This window comes from Streptomyces xanthochromogenes, assembly GCF_014650455.1.
Taxonomy (GTDB): domain Bacteria; phylum Actinomycetota; class Actinomycetes; order Streptomycetales; family Streptomycetaceae; genus Streptomyces; species Streptomyces xanthochromogenes.
In genome coordinates, this window is record NZ_BMUZ01000002.1 from 232,032 (window position 1) to 248,815 (window position 16,784).

The following is a 16,784-nucleotide window of genomic DNA, read 5'->3' on the forward strand; positions in this document are numbered from 1 at the left end:
GGGCTGCCCCCGCGACTGCCCGGCCCACCCCGGGCGAGCGCCGTGCCGCCCGATACCGGAGGGATCTCCATGTCGTCGTCCAGACCCGCCAAGGCCCTCGCCCTCGCGCTGCTCGCGGCGGTCCTGGGGGCGGCATTGGGGGCGCTGCCTCCGTCGGCGTCCGCCCGGGCGGCGGATGCGGGGGAGCGGGCGGTGCGGGGTGGCCGGCTCGACTGGGGGATCAAGTCGTCCTTCCAGAGCTATGTCACCGGCCCGGTGGCGCACGGCAGTTGGAGCCTGACGGGCGGTGCCGCCACCGTCGGCGGCAGCCAGTTCCGCTTCCACTCGGCGACCGGCTCCTACGACCCGGAGGGCGGCGGCTTCCGGGCCGCGTTCGCCGGCGGCGTCCACTTCACGGGCCATCCGAAACCGGACGGCACCCATGAGCTGGACCTCGTCGTGGCGCGCCCCTCCGTGCGGATGGAGAACGGCAGGGGAACCCTCTACGCCGACATGACCAGCAAGGCGAAGGGCAGCGGGCAGGTCACCACCAGGTCCCAGGTGCCGCTCGCCTCGCTGGCGCTCGCCGGGATCGTTCTGGAGGGCGGTTCCACCCCCATCGCCCTCCAGAACGTCCCGGCGACGCTGACCTCCGAGGGTGCGGAGGCCTTCGCCGGGTACTACGCGGCGGGCACGGCGCTCGACCCGGTGAGCCTGTCGGTGGACACGGAGACGCCGAAGGCAGCCAACTCACCGTCGGCCACGGCAGGTTCGACTCCCTCGTCCCGGGCAGGCCAGTTCGCCGGCTTCGCCGACGCGGCCGTCGACTGGGGGGTGCGCCGCACCTTCCGCGAGTACGTGGGCGGTCCCGTCGCGCAGGGTCGGTGGACGGTGTCGGCCGGGGCCCGGGACGGCGGGGCGCTGTTCCGCTTCCCCGGCGGCAAGGGCACGTACGACGAGCACGCGGCCACCCTGGACGCGACCTTCACCGGAGCCGTCCGCTTCACCGGCAAGCAACTCGACGTCACCCTCGACCGGGTCGCGGTGAAGGTGGCCGACCGCACCGGCACGCTCTCGGCCGGCGGCCGCCCGATCGTCACCTTCCCGGCCCAACTCGACCCGAAGAACGGCCTGGTGAGCATCGTCGAGGCACCCGCCGAGCTGACCGCCGAGGGAGCCGAGCTGTTCGGCGGGATGTACCCGGCGGGCACCGCCATGGACCCGGTGTCCCTCGCCGTCGCCGTCGCCCCCGGGGCGCGGCTGCCCGCCCTGCCCGACCTCGGCACCGGCGCGGACACCGTGCCGTCGGCGGCGCCCTCGCACGGCGCGTCCCCGCCCGGGGCGGAGCCGACGTCCGGGGCCACGTCCGGCTCGGGCCCGGGTGCGCTCGGCTACGCGGCGATCGGCGCGGCACTCCTCGCCGTGGCGGGCACCGCGCTCGCCCTGACGCGCAGGCGCCGGACGGCACCGGCGACCCCCGAACCCCCCGCGGACTAACCCCCCACCGACGCCTGACCGCACCCTCCTCCCGCTGTCCCCTTTCCCCCCGTAACCCCCTTCCCGTTCCCCCGTAGACCCATCAAGGAGACCCGGCCGATGTCCACAACTCCCTCCGCTTCCCTTCTTCGCCGCCGTCGGCGGTCCGTGGCGCTCGCGGCGGCCGTCGCCACCGCCGCCGCGCTGGGCGCGGCCGTGCCGGCCTCGGCGGCTCCGGCTCCCCAAGGGCCCACGCCCACGCAGGAGTTGAAGGACGGCACCCTCGACTGGGGCTTTCGCGAAAGCTTCCGCAAGTACATCGCGGCGGCCGGCCGCATCACGGTCGCGGACGGCGCGAAGCAGGCGGCCGCCAACGGCGTGTTCACCTTCACCGGCGGTACGGGCACCTACGACACGGCGACGCACGCCACGCGCAACGCCTTCAGGGGCGGCGTCCGCTTCGAGGCGCACGGCGGTGTCCTGGACATCGAGCTGTCCGACCTGAAGGTCGCCACCACCGGCACCAAGGGGGCGATCACCGCCGACATCACCACCAAGGACCAGTCGGGCAAGGACCAGGTCAAGAACGACGTGGCGCTCGCCGACCTCGACCTGTCGAAGGTGCGGCCGGGCTCCGGCGCGGGCGGCGCGATGGTCTTCAAGGACATACCGGCCGCCCTCACCGAGGCCGGGGCCGCTGCCTTCAACGGCCAGTACAAGGAGGGCGACCCGCTCGACCCGGCGACCCTGACGGTCACCCCCGTAACCACGCCGGACAGGCCCAAGCCCTCCGACGAGCCGAAGCCGTCGGACAAGCCCAAGCCGTCCGACCCGTCCAGGCCGTCCGGCAAGCCCGTGCCGCCGACCGCGCCCACCCCCGTACCGGCCGGGCAGAGCAAGGTCTCCGACGGCCGGCTCACCTGGGGCCTGAAGGAGTCCTTCCGCCGCTACATCAACAGCGGTGGCGGCACCAAGGCGGCCGACGGGGCGAAGAAGAACGGCGGCCTCTTCGACTTCTCCCTGGGCGGCGCGGCCCTCGACGCCAAGGCCCGCAAGCTCGACGCGTCCTTCAGGGGGAGCGTGAACTTCAGTTATCCGGCACACCAGTTGGACATGACGTTCAACGACCTCAAGGTCAGGGCCGAAGGAAACAAGGGCACGCTGGTGCTCGACGTCACCACCCCCAAGGGGAGGAAGGACGACATCGCCTTCGCGACGCTCGACCTCTCCCGGGCCGACTACACCGCGAAGAGCGGCGTGGTCCGCCTCGCCGCCGTACCGGCCGCCTTCACGGCCGAGGGCGCGGCCGCGTTCGCCAACGACACCACGGGCTCGATGTACAAGGCGGGCGACGCGATCGACCCGCTCGACCTCGCCTTCACGGTGCGGGACGGCGTCGCGCTGCCCCAGGGCTCCGGCACCGGCGGCGGCACGGTCCCGGTGTCCGACACCACCCCGTCCGGCGCGGTCGGCTCGTCCGTGGGCGGCACCGCGGCCCTGGCCGACACCGGCGCCGGTGTCCCGGCGGGCGTGCTGCTCGGCGCGGCGGGCGCGGTCGCCGCCGCGGGCGCGGCGATGCTGTACGCCGCCCGGCGCCGCAAGGCCTGACCTCGTGGGCCGAGGGCCGCACCCCGAGCCGGGGGTGCGGCCCGGTCTGCTGCTTCAATGCGTACGTGAATGCGTACGTGAGTGAGCAGGACGTACTGATCGACGTTCTCCGGGTCTTCTGCGGCCCCGACGGCGGCCACGGCAACGCGCTCGGAGTGGTGCGCGAGGGGTCGGACGTGCCGGGCGAGGCGGCCCGGCAGGAGCTGGCGCGTCAACTCGGCTTCAGCGAGACCGTGTTCGTGGACGATCCCGAGCGCGGCACCGTCGACATCTACACCCCGGGGGTGCGTCTCCCGTTCGCCGGGCACCCCCTGGTCGGTACGGCCTGGCTGCTCGACCTGGACGTCCTGGAACTGCCGGTGGGGGACGTACTGGCCCGCCAGGACGGCGAGTTCACCTGGATCACGGCCCGCTCCGAGTGGGTGCCGCCGCGTACCCTGCGCCAGTACGCCTCGGCCGCCGAGGTGGACGCGCTCGCGGTGCCGGAGCCGGGGGAGTGGGTGTACGCCTGGGGCTGGCAGGACGAAGCGGCCGGCCGGGTCCGCGCGAGGGCGTTCCCCGGCCGGGGCGACGGCATCGAGGAGGACGAGGCGACGGGCGCGGCGGCCCTCCTCCTCACCCAGAGCCTGGGCCGGGCCCTGAACATCACCCAGGGAGCCGGCTCCCAGCTCCTGACGGCCCCCGGCCCGGACGGCGAGATCGAACTGGGCGGCCGAGTAACCCTCAACCGGGCCGTCCCTCGACACTGCTGAGAGCCCGCCCAACCGATCCCGGGTCACCTACAGGGGCGCGAGGAACTGCGCGACCAGCCACCCACGACCCGCACCGGAAGCCCAAGGTCCTGGGGCTCCGCCCCAGACCCCGTTCGCGCCTTAAGGGCGCTCGTCCTCAATCTCCCCCAAGGCCTCAAGGGCCAGGGGGGGACCCCCATGACAGGCTGTAGGTGCCCCCGCACCGGTCCTGCCAGGGGCGCGGGGAACGGCGCGACCAGCCACGCACGGTCCGCAGGCGAGAACGGACCCATTGAGGGGCGCGGGGAACTGCACGGAAGTTTGAGGTGGGCCCGCACCGCAACCGGCCCCCCGACCCCCCGCGGAGCGCTACGCGCTGAGCGGGAACTCCTCCCCGAGCTCCCTGAACACGGCCGTGTTCAGGCCGAATGCCCGCTTGCACTCGTCGACGACCCGCTGCTTCTCCAGGTCGTCGACACCCAGCCCGTCCAGCCGCTCGCGATAACTCCGCTTGAACGCGGCCGGGTTGGCGATGCCGTCGAAGACGTAGAACCGGACCCCGTCGCCCTTGCGGGCGAAGCCCCACGTGCGCTCCGCCTTGTCGCGGATGATCTGCCCGCCCGACAGATCGCCGAGGTAGCGCGTGTAGTGGTGGGCCACATAGCCCGCCGGCCACGTCCGGGCACATTCGGCGACGCGCTCCGCGTACGCGGCCGTCGCGGGCAGCGGCGTCGCGGTGCGCCGCCAGTCGGCGCCGCGCAGATGTGCCAGGTCCCGCTCCAGCTCGGCCGTGCGCATCAGCTCCGGCTGGATGAACGGCCCGGCGACCGGGTCGGCCGCGAGCGCCGAGGCGCCCTCCTCCAGGGCCCGGTACACGAACCAGAGCTGCTCGGTGTAGCGGGCGTAGGCGTCGACACCGAGCCGGCCGCCGAGCAGGTCCCCCATGAACGTCGAGGTCTCGGCCTCCGTGTGCTGCTCGTGCGAGGCGGTGCGGATCAGCGTGGAGAACGGCGTCGTCGCGCTGGTGGTCAAGGCGGGCCTCCGGGGACCGAGGGGTGCGGGAACCAGCAGGATCGTTTCAGGTTAGGGTTACCTAAGTCAACTGGTTCCCGACGTCCTGTCGGTAAAAATGTACCCGCTGACCCGCGACGGGACACACGATCGAAAAATGTGGCCGGTGCCGCTACGGCAGGGTGAGGATCTCCGTGCCGGTCTCGGTGACCACCAGGGTGTGCTCGAACTGCGCCGTCCGCTTGCGGTCCTTGGTGACGACCGTCCAGCCGTCCTCCCACATGTCGTACTCGTGGGTGCCCAGGGTCAGCATCGGCTCGATCGTGAACGTCATGCCCGGCTTGATCACCGTGGTGGCGTGCGGGGCGTCGTAGTGCGGCACGATCAGGCCGGAGTGGAAGGCCGTGCTGATGCCGTGGCCCGTGAAGTCCCGCACGACGCCGTAGCCGAAGCGCTTGGCGTACGACTCGATGACGCGGCCGATGATGTTGATCTGGCGGCCGGGACGGACCGCCTTGATCGCGCGGTCGAGGGACTCGCGGGTCCGCTCGACGAGCAGCTTGGACTCCTCGTCGACGTCCCCGCAGAAGTACGTGGCGTTGTTGTCGCCGTGCACCCCGCCGATGTACGCGGTGACGTCCAGGTTCACGATGTCGCCGTCCTTCAGGACGGTCGAGTCCGGGATGCCGTGGCAGATGACCTCGTTGACCGAGGAGCACAGCGACTTGGGGAAGCCGCGGTAGCCCAGCGTCGACGGGTAGGCGCCGTGGTCGCACATGTACTCGTGCGCGACCCGGTCCAGCTCGTCCGTCGTCACTCCCGGCGCGATGTGCTTGGCCGCCTCCTCCATCGCCCGCGCCGCGATCCGCCCCGCGGTCCGCATCAGCTCGATGGTTTCGGGGGTCTGCACTTCGGGTCCGGTGTACGGCGTGGGCATGGGCTTCCCGACGTACTCGGGACGCCGGATACGACCCGGGACGGAACGGGCCGGAGAGATCTCCCCGGGCACGAGCAGGGACTGCGACTTCGGCTGGCCAGACATGCCGGCGAGTCTATCGAGCGGGTGTGGGGCAGCATGGCCTTGAGGCCCCAGGCCACCGTCGTCCCAGGGAAGAGGCAGCCATGGCTCTGTTCAAGAAGCGCACCGTCGGCAAACCCGGCGAGTGGTACTACTGCCTGGTCCACCACAAGGTCGAGGAGGGCCCCGACTGCCCGGCCAAGGACCGCTTCGGTCCGTACACCTCGCGCGAGGAGGCCGAGCACGCGATGCAGAACGCGCAGGAACGGAACCTGGAGTGGGAGAACGACCCGAAGTGGCACGACAAGTCCGCCCCGACGGACGGCGCCGACTAGGACGGCGCCGACCAGGACGGCGCCGACTAGGACGGCACCGACCAGGGCGGCGCGGACCGGGCCCGACGCCACCGGCCGGGGCGGCACGGGCCCGGGGGCACCACGGCCGGCCCGCACGGGCGGCGGCTACGCCCCCGTGGTGGTGGGCTGCTTGGCCGCCCTGCGGCGGGCCGCGTCCTCGTCGGTCGCCGAGTCGTAGGTGATCAGCTTGGGCAGCGCCGCGGCGAGCAGCCCCACCGCGGCCACGCAGGCCACCCCGCCCGACCACACGGCCGCCCTCGTCCCGGTCCAGCCGGCCATCGCGCCCGCCCGGACCTGGCCGAGCTGCGGGCCGACGCTGTACGAGAGCACCTCTATGCCGGCCAGGCGGCCGCGCAGCTCCTCCGGGATGGTCTGGTTCCAGATCGTCGAGCGGCCGAGCCCGCTGAGCATGTCGCCGGCGCCCGCCACCGCGAGGCAGCCGAGCACCAGCCAGACGTTGCCGATCAGGCCCGCCCCGGCCATCGCCGCGCCCCAGACGACCGCGCCGACCACCACGAACAGGCCGTGCCGCCGCACCCGTGAGGTCCAGCCGCTGGTGAGGCTGAGCAGCACCGAACCGGCCGAGCCCGCCGCGTACATCAGGCCGAGCGACCAGTCGGCGTGCAGGCTCTCGGCGAGGAACGGGAAGATCGCGTTCGGGAAGGCGAAGAACATCGCGGCCAGGTCCACCGCGTAGGTGCCGAGCAGCACCGGCCGTGACCACGCGTACCGCGCGCCCTCCGCGATGCCACGCAGCGAGGGCTTCCGGGCGTCATGGGCGGGCGGGGCCGGGGTCAGCCGGGCGCACATCACTACCGACACGGTGAACGTGCCGATGGTCGTGGCGTACGCCGTGGCCGTACCGGCGTACGCCACGACCAGGCCGGCCAGCGACGGCCCCGCGATCGCGCCGAGCTGCCAGCGCAGGGCGTTGAGCGCGGCGGCCGCGGTCAGCTGGTCGTGCGGCACGATCCGGGCCATCAGCGAGTCGAGCGCCGGGCGCTGGAGCCCGGCGAGCGCCGAGACGCCCGCGGCCACGACGTACAGCGGCCAGAGCGCGGGGTTCGGGAGCAGCGCGTTGACCAGGAGGATCAGCGCGAGCAGACCGAGGCCCGCCTCGGTGGCGAGGATGACCTTGCGGCGGTCCACCGCGTCCGCGAGGGCGCCGCCGTACAGACCGAACACGACCAGCGGGACCAGTTCCACCGCGCCCATCGCGCCCACCGCGAGCGGTGAGTCGGTCAGCTCCTTGATCTGCAGCGGCAGCGCGACCATCGCCATGAAGCTGCCGAAGTTGGTGATCAGGCCCTGCACCCACAGCAGCCGGAAGTCGGCCGAGGCCCGCCAGGGGGCGAGGTCGGGCAGGATCGAGCGGAGTCGGGACGCGGGAGGTTCTTCGGGCACGAGCGGCCATGCTCCGGGCCGGGGGCGCCGGACGCAAACGAATTACGTGCGCGCGTGGCCCCCGGGCGCGCGCCCCGGCGCCGCACGCGGACCGGCCGGGCAGCTCACCGGTGACCCGTCACCAGCGTCCCGGCGGCGGGGCCGTCAGCTGGTCGGCCAGGCGGCCGAGGCGGTCGCGGAAGCGGCGGGGGCCGCGCTGCGGCGGCAGGACGTTCTCGCCCGCTGCGGCACTGACCAGGTGCTGCACGGTGTCCAGGTCGAGCTCCGCGTCCGGCGCCACGGTCAGCGACTCGTGGACGAGGCCCCGCACTTCACGGTCGCCGCCGTCCAGGGCGAGCACGGTCGCGCCCGCCCTCCGTGCGTCATGAACGCGTTCGAGGAGCCCTTCGGCGGGCCGCTGGGGCGCCACCACGAGCAGCGTCTCGCCGCGCCGCGCGGCCTCCAGACGGCCGAGCCCGACCGACAGGTGCGGCGGCCCGCCCGGCTCGGTGCGGTGGCGCACCAGGGTCGGGCTCAGCTCGGGAAGCCCCGACCAGGCCGCCTCGTCGGTGAGATGCGCGGCCAGGTGCCAGGGCTCGTACGACTCGGTGCCGACCAGGAGGAGCCCGCCGCCGTGCGGCACGACCGAGGAGCGCAGGACGCCCGCGAAGCGGCGGGTGGCCCGCAGCCACTCCGTCCCGGCGAGCACTTCCCGCAGCAGTGCGACCCGTACGGCATCCATGCCCGCACACTGCCGCATCCGGGCCCCCCGCGGGCCGGAACGCGTCTTCCTCATCCGAACGAAGCCCTCGGCTACGGCCGAGTAAGGTCGGCCCCATGACTTCCACTGACAACGCCGCCAACGCCGCGAAGCCCGCCGCGAAGGACCCCTGGGAGCTTCCGGACGTCTCCGGTCTCGTCGTCGGCGTGCTCGGCGGCACCGGCGACCAGGGCCGCGGCCTCGCCTACCGGCTCGCCCGGGCCGGCCAGAAGGTGATCATCGGCTCCCGGGCCGCCGAGCGCGCCCGGACCGCGGCCGAGGAGCTCGGGCTCGGTGTCGAGGGCGCCGACAACGCGGAGTGCGCGCGGCGCAGCGACATCGTGATCGTGGCCGTGCCGTGGGACGGCCACGCCAAGACGCTCGAATCGCTGCGGGAGGAGCTGGCCGGCAAGCTCGTCGTCGACTGCGTCAACCCGCTCGGCTTCGACAAGCAGGGCGCGTACGCACTGAAGCCCGAGGAGGGCAGCGCCGCCCAGCAGGCCGCCGCCCTGCTGCCCGACTCCCGGGTGACCGCGGCCTTCCACCACCTGTCGGCGGTGCTGCTCCAGGACGCCTCGGTCGAGGAGATCGACACGGACGTGATGGTGCTCGGCGAGGCCCGCGCGGACACCGACCTCGTGCAGGCCCTCGCCGGACGCATCCCCGGTATGCGCGGCGTCTTCGCCGGGCGGCTGCGCAACGCCCACCAGGTCGAGTCGCTCGTCGCCAACCTGATCTCGGTCAACCGCCGCTACAAGGCGCACGCGGGGCTGCGCGTCACCGACGTCTGAGCCCGCCTGTCCGGGCGCACCCGTGCCCGAGGTGCGGGGCGCCGACGGGCATGGGGGACACTGGACCGGCGGGTGCCGAGCGCGCCCGCCCGTCCCTTTCGTCCCGCTCGACCGCAGTGCCGCACAGCAGCCGTACCCGACAGGAGCCGACCTCCATGCCCCGCCTCGCTCTGTACGCCCTCGTCGTCTGTGTCCTCGCCGTCGTCGCGGCCGTGGTCTCCTTCGCCCAGGGCAGCTGGCTCGGAATCATCTGGGTGCTGCTCGTCGGGCTTTCGTCCAACATGTGCTGGTACTACCTGCGCAGGGGCCGCGCCGAGCGGGCGAACGCTAGCGCTGCGGAGTGATCGAGAGGCTGCCGAGGTCCGGCCAGAACTGGTAGAGGCCGCGGCCGGTCGCCGCGGCCCAGTCCGGCACCCCGAGCCCGCCCAGGATGGCGTCGACGAGTCGGAAGAACTCCTGGTTGACCTCGGGAATCCACAGCAGCCCGAACACCGCGAGCAGCCCGAACGGGGCGAACGGCTCGACCTGGCGCCGCGCCGCGTGCGAGAGCCACGGCTCGATGATCCCGTACCCGTCGAGACCCGGCACCGGCAGGAAGTTGAGCAGCGCCGCCGACACCTGGAGCAGCGCCAGGAACGCCAGCGCGTACCGGAAGTCGTCGGGCACCCCGTCGAGCGCGTGCAGCCAGAACGGGGCGGTGCACACCACGGCGAACAGCACGTTGGTGAGCGGGCCCGCCGCCGAGATCAGGCTGTGCCGCCAGCGGCCCCGGATGCGGCTCCGCTCGATGAAGACCGCGCCGCCGGGCAGACCGATACCGCCCATGATCACGAAGACGACCGGCAGCACGATCGACAGCAGCGCGTGCGTGTATTTCAGCGGGTTGAGCGTGAGGTAGCCCTTGGTGCCGACCGTGATGTCACCGCCGTGCAGCGCCGTGCGGGCGTGCGCGTACTCGTGCAGGCACAGCGACACCACCCATGCCGACGTGACGAACAGGAACACGGCGAGGCCGCGCGAGGCGGCGTAACTCGTCCACACCGCCCACCCGGAGACCGCCATGACGGCGACGATCCCGAGGAAGACCGGGCTGATCCGCCGGTCGTGGTGGCGGGAGGTTGCGGTGGCCATGCGGTCGGCTCCTGTGCTGGCGGGACGGTCGGGACGAACGCGCCCGACCGTACAGGGGGTACGTGCCCGTGTCCGGCCCCCGCCCGGATCGAAAGGGGGGTTCCCAGCGTCAAACGTCCCGGGAGCCGCCGGTAGTTCCGCCGCGGGGGACCGGGGCGCGGCGGCGTCGATGAGAATGGGGACGTGCGCTACCGGATTCTCGGCAACACCCAGGTCCACCACCTCGACGGCAGCCCCCTCGCCCTCGGCGGTGCGCGGCTGCGCGCCCTCCTGACGGTGCTCGCGCTGCGGCCGGGCCGGGCCGCGCCCGTGGGTCTCCTCGTCGACGAGGTCTGGGGGGACCGGCCGCCCGCGGACGCTCCGGCCGCGCTCCAGGCGCTGGTCGGCCGGCTGCGCCGGGTGCTCGGCCACGACGCGGTGTTCTCCGCGGAGGGCGGCGGATACGGGCTCGCCGCCGAGGACGACGACATCGACCTGCACCGCTTCGAGCGGCTCGCCGCCGACGGGGCCCGCGCCCTGGAGGAGGGCGACGCGGCGAAGGCCACCGCCCTGCTGGACGACGCGCTCGCGCTGTGGGCCGGGCCCGCGCTCGCCGACCTGCCCGACCCCGGCCCGCTGGCCGCCCGCGCCGAGGCCCGTAGGCTCGACGCCCGGCGGCTGCGGCTCGCCGCCGTCCTCGCGCTCGGCCGCGCCGACGAGACGCTCGCCGAACTCGCCGTCCTGTGTGAAGGCCATCCGCTGGACGAGCCGCTGCACGCGCTGCGCATCAAGGCACTGCGTGCCGCGGGCCGCCCGGCCGAGGCGCTCGCCGCGTTCGAGCGCGTGCGCGCCACGCTCGCCGAGGAACTCGGCGCCGACCCGGGGCCCGAACTGCGCGCCATGCACGGCGAGTTGCTCCATGCGGCCGATGGGCCCGTGCCGCCGGCCACCCCGGTGCACGGCAACCTGCGGGCTCGCCTCACCTCGTTCGTCGGGCGCGAGGCGGACCTCGCCGACATCCGCGGCGACCTGGAGAGCGCCCGGCTCGTCACCCTGCTCGGGCCCGGCGGGGCCGGCAAGACCCGGCTCTCGCAGGAGGCCGCCGATGGCCTCGCGGCCGGCTGGCCGGACGGGGTGTGGCTGGCCGAACTCGCCCCCGTGGACGACCCGTCCGGGGTGCCGGCCGCCGTGCTCACCGCCGTCGGAGCCCGTAAGACGGTGCTGCACGCGGCCGGCGCCGAGGACTTCAGGACCGCCGACCCGCGCGCGGACGACCCTGTGGTCCGGCTCGCCGAGCACTGCGCGCCGCGCCGGATGCTGCTGCTCCTGGACAACTGCGAGCATGTGATCGGCGCCGCCGCCGAACTCGCCGAGTACCTCCTGGCCCGCTGCCCGCGGCTGGTCGTCCTCGCCACCAGCCGTGAACCGCTCGGCGTGCCGGGCGAGTTGGTGCGTCCCGTCGAGCCGCTGCCCGCGCCCTTCGCGCTGCGCCTGTTCGCCGAGCGGGGGGCCGCTGCCCGGCCCGGCTTCCGGGTCGCGGACGACCCGGCGGCCGCTGCCGAGATCTGCCGCCGCCTGGACGGACTGCCGCTCGCCATCGAGCTGGCCGCGGCCCGCCTGCGCATGCTGACGCCACGTCAGATCGCGGACCGGCTCGACGACCGCTTCCGGCTGCTCATCAGCGGCAGCCGCACCGTGCTGCCCCGGCAGCAGACCCTGCGGGCCGTCGTGGACTGGTCCTGGGACCTCCTGGAGTCCGCCGAACGCGCGGTGCTCGGCCGGCTCGCCGTCTTCGCGGGCGGCTGCGACCTGGCGGCGGCGGAGGCGGTGTGCGCCGAGGGCGGCGCGCCCGCGGGCCCCGACGTCGCGGCCGTACTCGGCTCGCTCGTCGACAAGTCGCTCGTCGTGGCCGCCCCCGACGACACCGGCGAGATGCGCTACCGGCTGCTCGAAACCGTCGCCGAGTACGCCGCCGAGCGGCTCGCCGGCAGCGGCGGCCGCGCGGCCGCCGAGCGGCGCCACCTCACGTACTACCGCGAGCTCGCCCGGCTCACCGACGCCGAGCTGCGCGGCCCCGGACAGCGGGCCGCGATCGACACCTTCGAGCGCGAGTACGAGAACCTGCGGACCGCGCTGCGCCGCTCGGTCGCGCTGCGCGACGAGCAGGAGGCGCTGTGCCTGGTGCACGCCATGCTCTGGTACTGGCAGATGCGGGACCTGCGGGTCGATTCACGGCACTGGGGGCGGGAGGTGGCCGCGCTCGGCCCCGATCCCTTCGCGCCGCCCGTGGCGCCCGCGCCGCCCGTCCACGTCCGCTGCACGGATGCTCCGCCCCCGTTCGACGACGAGGTGCTCCAGGAGGCGCGGCGCGGCGTGCACCTGGTCCAACTGGCTTCCATGGACCACGACTTGGACGTGTGGACCACCCCCGAGGCACTGGAGCGGCTGCGGGCGATCGTGTCCGCCTACCGGCCGGGCCTTCCGCAGACCTGCCGCATGCCGGCCTCGCTCTGGTTCTTCCCCGTCGTGCTCAGCGGCGACCAGGAGTTCCTGAAGGAGGTGCTGGACGCGACCGTGACGGCCTGCGAGGAGTTCGGCTACGAGTGGGAGCTGGCCGCCGCCCTCCAGATGCGCGCCAACGTCCGGGCCAACCGGGCCGAATGGTCGGGCGACGCGACCGCCGACGCCGACCGCAGCCTCCTGATGTTCCAGCGTCTGGGGGACGCCTGGGGTGCGGCCGAGGCGCTCGGGGCCCGCGGCGAGGCGCGTGAGAAGAGGGGCCAATTCGGCCTCGCCGCCCAGGACTTCGCCGCCGCCCTCGAACGCGCCGAGGAGCTCGGGGCCGAGGCCCAGGTGTCCCTGCTCAAGGCCCGCCTGGCCGCCGCGCTCCTGGAGACGGGGGAGGCGGAGCGCGGCGAGGCGCTGCTCCGCGAGCTCCTGGCCGACGGCCGGCGCTCGGGCGTCGAGGCGCGGCCCGCGGCCCGGCTCTTCCTCACCATGTGGCTCGGCCGCACCCGGCGGTTCGACGAGGCGCGCGAGCAGATCGCCATCATGCTGCGGGAGTTCCGTTCCGCCAACCTCATGCTGTTCGAAGGCTTCGTGCTCGGCGTGCGGGCCTGGCTGGACAACGAGGAGGGGCTGTACGCCGATGCCCTGTCCGGGGCGCTCGTCGCGCTGGACAGGGCCCAGGAGCCGCTGGCGCGGATGGTCGCGCCGGAGATGATCGCGGTGCATCTGCTCACCGCCGCCTGGGCCGTCGCGGGGCTCGGCGGCACGGACAACGGCCTGGACGCGGCCCGTCTGATCGGCGCCCATGACGCCCTGCTCCCGGTCGGCCACTTCTCCTCGCCCGTCGAGGTGGAGCAGCGGGCCGTGGCCGAGCGCATCACGCGGGCCCTGCTCGACGCCGCCGCCTACGGGGCCGCGTACGCCGAGGGCGGCGGCCTCTCCGCGGAGGAGGCCACCGCCCTGGTGCGACGCGCTCGCAAGGACCGGCAGGACTGACGTCACCGACGTCACCGACAGGGCTGACGTACCGTCAGAATCAGGTGCGCTTGCGGAACTTGGCGACCGCCAGCGGAGCCGTCACCAGTGTGATGCCCGCGGACCAGGCCAGGGTCATCAGCGCGGAGTGGGCGACCGGGCCACCGGTGATCAGGCCGCGGGCCGCGTCCGCCAGGTTGGACAGAGGGTTGTAGTCGGTGAAGGACTGGAGCCAGCCCGGCATCGTGGTCGGCTTGGCGAAGATGGACGAGCCGAACTGCAGCGGCATCAGCACGAGCATGGCCACTCCCTGGACGGCCTGGACCGTTTTCATGGTGAGTCCGAGCAGGATGAAGATCCACATGAGGGACGCGCCGAACACCAGGGACAGGCCGATGGCGCCGAGCAGGCCGAACACCGAGGTGCTGACGCTCAGACCCAGGATGAAGCCCATGATGAGCAGGATCGTGGTGGCCACCAGCATGCGGCCGACCTCGACCACCATCTTGGCGATGAGGACGGAGGACCGGGCGATGGGCATCGTCCGGAACCGGTCCATCACCCCCTTCTTGAAGTCGTCGTTGACACCGGTGCCGACCGCCATCGCGATGTTGAGGCCCATCATCGCCATCAGGCCGGGCACCAGGTAGTTGACGTACTGGCCGCGGTTGCCGTCGCCGAACATCGCGCCGCCGAAGACGTACACGAAGAGCAGCACGAAGATGATCGGCATCAGGACGGCGTCGAACATCGACTCCGGGTCGGCCTTGATCTGGAGCATGTTGCGGCGCGCCAGGGCGCCGATGTGGCGCAGGTTCGCGCGCAGCCCGATGCGTGCGTCGTCGGACCCGACGGCCGCCCGCGGGGGCGAAGGGGCCTGCTGGGCAGGCGCGTTGACGGTGGTGGTGGCGCTCATGCCGCGACCTCCTCGGTCTTACGGGTGGCGTCCTGGGAGTCGGCGGTCTTCTGGCCGGTGATGGCCAGGAACACCTCGTCCAGGCTGGGAAGGTGGGTGCCTATGTGGGCGATGCCGTAGCCGCGCGATCCCAACAGGCCGACCACTGCGGTCAGTTGCTCGTCGCTGAGGATCGGGACGTTGAGCACGCCCTCGTCCGGCACGACCTGGGTGCCCGAGACGCCGTCCAGGCCCGCCTCGGTGACGGCCCGCGCCATCGCGCCCAGCTGCTCCGGGTCGGTGGGCCGGATCTGGAGGGTGCGGCCGCCGACCCGGGCCTTCAGCTCGTCGACCTCACCGTTGGCGATGACCCTGCCGCGGTCGATGACCGTCAGCTCGCTCGCCAACTGCTCGGCCTCCTCCATGTACTGCGTGGTCAGGAGCACGGTGGCGCCCTCGGCGACCATCCGGCGCACCTCGTCCCACACCTCGTTGCGGGTGCGCGGGTCCAGGCCCGTCGTCGGCTCGTCCAGGTACAGCACGGCCGGGTGGCCGATCATGGAGGCGGCCAGGTCGAGCCGGCGCCGCATGCCTCCGGAGTAGGTCGCCGCGAGCCGCTTGCCGGCGTCCGTGAGCGAGAAGCGCTCCAGGAGCTCGTCGGCGCGGGAGCGGGCTTCCTTGCGCGACAGGTCGAGCAGCCGGCCGATCATGTACAGGTTCTCGCGGCCGGACAGCTTCTCGTCGACCGAGGCGTACTGCCCGGTCAGGCCGATGGTGCGGCGCAGCTGCCGGGGCTGCCGCACCACGTCGTACCCGGCGACGACGGCGGTTCCGGCGTCCGGCACGAGCAGGGTGGACAGGCAGCGTACGAGCGTGGTCTTGCCCGCGCCGTTGGGTCCGAGGACACCGAGCACGGTGCCCTCGCGGACGTCCAGGTCGACGCCGTCCAGCGCCTTGGTGTCGCCGAAGTGCTTCACCAGCCCCCGCACGGAGACGGCGATGCCGGCCGCGCCTTCCCCGTTGTTCCTGGGCTTCTTGTCGATTCGCGTCATGGACACCAAGATGCCAGCCGCCACCGACAAGCCACCGACAGACCGCCGACAGACTGTGGACAGCAGAGTGCGGACATCCACCGCCACCTGTGCCACCGGAGCACGCCCACCGGCCGGGCGCCGCCACGGGATGCGCGCCACAACGACGGACAGCCCGCCGATGGGGGAAGTCGGCGGACTGTCGTCGTGACCGCAGTGGCTATAGGGGCAACGGACCAGCGCTCGGCGACGGATCAGTGGAAGGTGTGCTCCTCGGCGGGGAAGGACCCGCCGACGACCTCTCCCGCGAACGCCTTCGCCGCGTTCCCGAGAGACTCGCGCAGGTTCATGTACTGCTTGGTGAAACGGGGCGTCCTGCCCGGCGTCAGGCCCACCATGTCGGTGTAGACGAGCACCTGGGCGTCGCAGTCGACGCCCGCGCCGATGCCGACCGTGGGGATGTGCAGGCTGCGCGTGACCTCGGTCGCGAGCTCGCCCGGAATCAGCTCCAGGACGATCGCGAAGGCGCCCGCGTCCTGCACCGCCTTGGCGTCGCGCAGCAGCTGGTGCGCCGCCTCGTCGCCGCGGCCCTGCACCCGGTAGCCCAGCGTGTTCACGGACTGCGGGGTGAGGCCGATGTGCCCCATGACCGGGATGCCGGAGTCGACGAGCAGCCTGATCTGCTCGTGGCTGCGCTCGCCGCCCTCCAGCTTCACCGCCCCCACACCCGCGTCCTTGACCAGCCGCATCGCGGTGCGAAGGGCTTGTACCGGGCCCTCCTGGTAGGAGCCGAACGGCAGGTCGGCCACGACCAGGGCGCGCGAGGTGCCCCGTACGACGGCCGCGGACAGCATGGTGATCTCGTCCAGGGTGACCGGGACGGTCGTCTCGTAACCGAGGTGACAGTTCCCCATCGAGTCGCCCACGAGCAGGACCGGAATCCCGGCCTCGTCGAAGACGGACGCGGTCATCGCGTCGTAGGCCGTGAGCATGGGCCACTTCTCGCCGCGCGCCTTGGCGGCGGCGATGTCGTGGACGGTGATGCGCCGGGTGCCCTTGCCTCCGTACAGCGCCTTGGGATCGCTGCTGTCGGGGGTCTTCTGGGCAGCCTGAAGTGGTTGCGTCATCGCAACGGCTCCTGTTCGTCATCTC

At 73.1% G+C, this 16,784-nt stretch carries 15 protein-coding genes; 7 read left to right on the plus strand and 8 right to left on the minus strand.

The features are described 5' to 3' along the window. The first annotated feature begins 69 nt into the window (after positions 1-69). The 3 genes from IE267_RS04915 to IE267_RS04925 all read left to right on the plus strand — a co-directional run bounded on the left by IE267_RS04915 (position 70) and on the right by IE267_RS04925 (position 3,815). Entirely contained in the window at positions 70-1,476 is a 1,407-nt protein-coding gene (locus IE267_RS04915) for an HtaA domain-containing protein (RefSeq protein ID WP_189762268.1), read from the plus strand. A 99-nt stretch (positions 1,477-1,575) separates the two neighbouring features. Further along, positions 1,576-3,063: an HtaA domain-containing protein gene (locus IE267_RS04920; RefSeq protein WP_189762269.1), complete on the plus strand. Its 1,488-nt coding sequence runs from the start codon at positions 1,576-1,578 to the stop codon at positions 3,061-3,063. 65 nt (positions 3,064-3,128) lie between these two features. Continuing rightward, positions 3,129-3,815, plus strand: a complete 687-nt coding sequence (locus IE267_RS04925; RefSeq protein WP_373304466.1) for a PhzF family phenazine biosynthesis protein — start codon at positions 3,129-3,131, stop codon at positions 3,813-3,815. Positions 3,816-4,163: 348 nt separating this feature from the next. Here IE267_RS04925 and IE267_RS04930 read toward each other — a convergent pair whose 3' ends face one another. Together IE267_RS04930 and map are read right to left on the minus strand one after the other, a co-directional pair. Continuing rightward, positions 4,164-4,826, minus strand: a complete 663-nt coding sequence (locus IE267_RS04930) for a biliverdin-producing heme oxygenase (RefSeq protein ID WP_189762270.1) — start codon at positions 4,824-4,826, stop codon at positions 4,164-4,166. 151 nt (positions 4,827-4,977) lie between these two features. Beyond that, the gene (gene map / locus IE267_RS04935; RefSeq protein WP_161245857.1) at positions 4,978-5,847 is read right to left on the minus strand and encodes a type I methionyl aminopeptidase; all 870 of its coding nucleotides are present in this window, start codon (positions 5,845-5,847) and stop codon (positions 4,978-4,980) included. Between the two features lie 80 nt (positions 5,848-5,927). Here map and IE267_RS04940 point away from each other — a divergent pair, with 80 nt between their 5' ends. Next, complete coding sequence (locus IE267_RS04940) at positions 5,928-6,158, plus strand: hypothetical protein (protein WP_161245858.1); 231 nt, start codon at positions 5,928-5,930, stop codon at positions 6,156-6,158. A gap of 126 nt (positions 6,159-6,284) precedes the next feature. On the opposite strand, the gene IE267_RS04945 is transcribed toward IE267_RS04940, so the two are convergent. Both IE267_RS04945 and IE267_RS04950 read right to left on the minus strand, forming a co-directional pair. Continuing rightward, a complete protein-coding gene (locus IE267_RS04945) occupies positions 6,285-7,583 on the minus strand; it encodes an MFS transporter (protein ID WP_189762271.1) in 1,299 nt (432 codons plus the stop codon). Between the two features lie 118 nt (positions 7,584-7,701). Further along, positions 7,702-8,304 (minus strand): hypothetical protein, encoded by a 603-nt coding sequence (locus IE267_RS04950; RefSeq protein ID WP_161245471.1) that lies wholly within the window; start codon positions 8,302-8,304, stop codon positions 7,702-7,704. A gap of 95 nt (positions 8,305-8,399) precedes the next feature. Between IE267_RS04950 and npdG the strand changes: the two genes are divergently transcribed. Continuing rightward, positions 8,400-9,113: an NADPH-dependent F420 reductase gene (npdG, locus tag IE267_RS04955; RefSeq protein WP_161245472.1), complete on the plus strand. Its 714-nt coding sequence runs from the start codon at positions 8,400-8,402 to the stop codon at positions 9,111-9,113. A 155-nt stretch (positions 9,114-9,268) separates the two neighbouring features. Beyond that, positions 9,269-9,457 (plus strand): hypothetical protein, encoded by a 189-nt coding sequence (locus IE267_RS04960; protein WP_189762272.1) that lies wholly within the window; start codon positions 9,269-9,271, stop codon positions 9,455-9,457. Here IE267_RS04960 and IE267_RS04965 read toward each other — a convergent pair. Further along, the gene (locus IE267_RS04965) at positions 9,441-10,244 is read right to left on the minus strand and encodes a site-2 protease family protein (protein ID WP_167153623.1); all 804 of its coding nucleotides are present in this window, start codon (positions 10,242-10,244) and stop codon (positions 9,441-9,443) included. The two genes, IE267_RS04960 and IE267_RS04965, sit on opposite strands and share 17 nt — an antisense overlap. Positions 10,245-10,427: 183 nt before the next feature. Here IE267_RS04965 and IE267_RS04970 point away from each other — a divergent pair, with 183 nt between their 5' ends. Beyond that, positions 10,428-13,727 (plus strand): AfsR/SARP family transcriptional regulator, encoded by a 3,300-nt coding sequence (locus IE267_RS04970; RefSeq protein WP_189762273.1) that lies wholly within the window; start codon positions 10,428-10,430, stop codon positions 13,725-13,727. Between the two features lie 40 nt (positions 13,728-13,767). On the opposite strand, the gene IE267_RS04975 is transcribed toward IE267_RS04970, so the two are convergent. The 3 genes from IE267_RS04975 to panB form a co-directional block, all read right to left on the minus strand. Continuing rightward, positions 13,768-14,622, minus strand: coding sequence for an ABC transporter permease (locus tag IE267_RS04975; protein ID WP_161245841.1), 855 nt, complete (start codon positions 14,620-14,622; stop codon positions 13,768-13,770). Then, the gene (locus IE267_RS04980; protein WP_167153627.1) at positions 14,619-15,653 is read right to left on the minus strand and encodes an ATP-binding cassette domain-containing protein; all 1,035 of its coding nucleotides are present in this window, start codon (positions 15,651-15,653) and stop codon (positions 14,619-14,621) included. Before IE267_RS04980 ends, IE267_RS04975 begins: the two co-directional genes overlap by 4 nt. A 233-nt stretch (positions 15,654-15,886) precedes the next feature. After that, positions 15,887-16,759, minus strand: a complete 873-nt coding sequence (panB, locus tag IE267_RS04985) for a 3-methyl-2-oxobutanoate hydroxymethyltransferase (RefSeq protein ID WP_167153629.1) — start codon at positions 16,757-16,759, stop codon at positions 15,887-15,889. Positions 16,760-16,784: the final 25 nt, after the last annotated feature.

Bases quoted from the DNA above. Each gene is read 5' to 3' on its own strand.
- IE267_RS04940 (WP_161245858.1), top strand. From the start codon at position 5,928: ATGGCTCTGTTCAAGAAGCGCACCGTCGGCAAACCCGGCGAGTGGTAC.
- IE267_RS04915 (WP_189762268.1), top strand. From the start codon at position 70: ATGTCGTCGTCCAGACCCGCCAAGGCCCTCGCCCTCGCGCTGCTCGCG.
- IE267_RS04980 (WP_167153627.1), bottom strand. From the start codon at position 15,653: ATGACGCGAATCGACAAGAAGCCCAGGAACAACGGGGAAGGCGCGGCC.
- map (WP_161245857.1), bottom strand. From the start codon at position 5,847: ATGTCTGGCCAGCCGAAGTCGCAGTCCCTGCTCGTGCCCGGGGAGATC.
- panB (WP_167153629.1), bottom strand. From the start codon at position 16,759: ATGACGCAACCACTTCAGGCTGCCCAGAAGACCCCCGACAGCAGCGAT.
- IE267_RS04965 (WP_167153623.1), bottom strand. From the start codon at position 10,244: ATGGCCACCGCAACCTCCCGCCACCACGACCGGCGGATCAGCCCGGTC.
- npdG (WP_161245472.1), top strand. From the start codon at position 8,400: ATGACTTCCACTGACAACGCCGCCAACGCCGCGAAGCCCGCCGCGAAG.
- IE267_RS04920 (WP_189762269.1), top strand. From the start codon at position 1,576: ATGTCCACAACTCCCTCCGCTTCCCTTCTTCGCCGCCGTCGGCGGTCC.
- IE267_RS04975 (WP_161245841.1), bottom strand. From the start codon at position 14,622: ATGAGCGCCACCACCACCGTCAACGCGCCTGCCCAGCAGGCCCCTTCG.
- IE267_RS04960 (WP_189762272.1), top strand. From the start codon at position 9,269: ATGCCCCGCCTCGCTCTGTACGCCCTCGTCGTCTGTGTCCTCGCCGTC.
- IE267_RS04950 (WP_161245471.1), bottom strand. From the start codon at position 8,304: ATGGATGCCGTACGGGTCGCACTGCTGCGGGAAGTGCTCGCCGGGACG.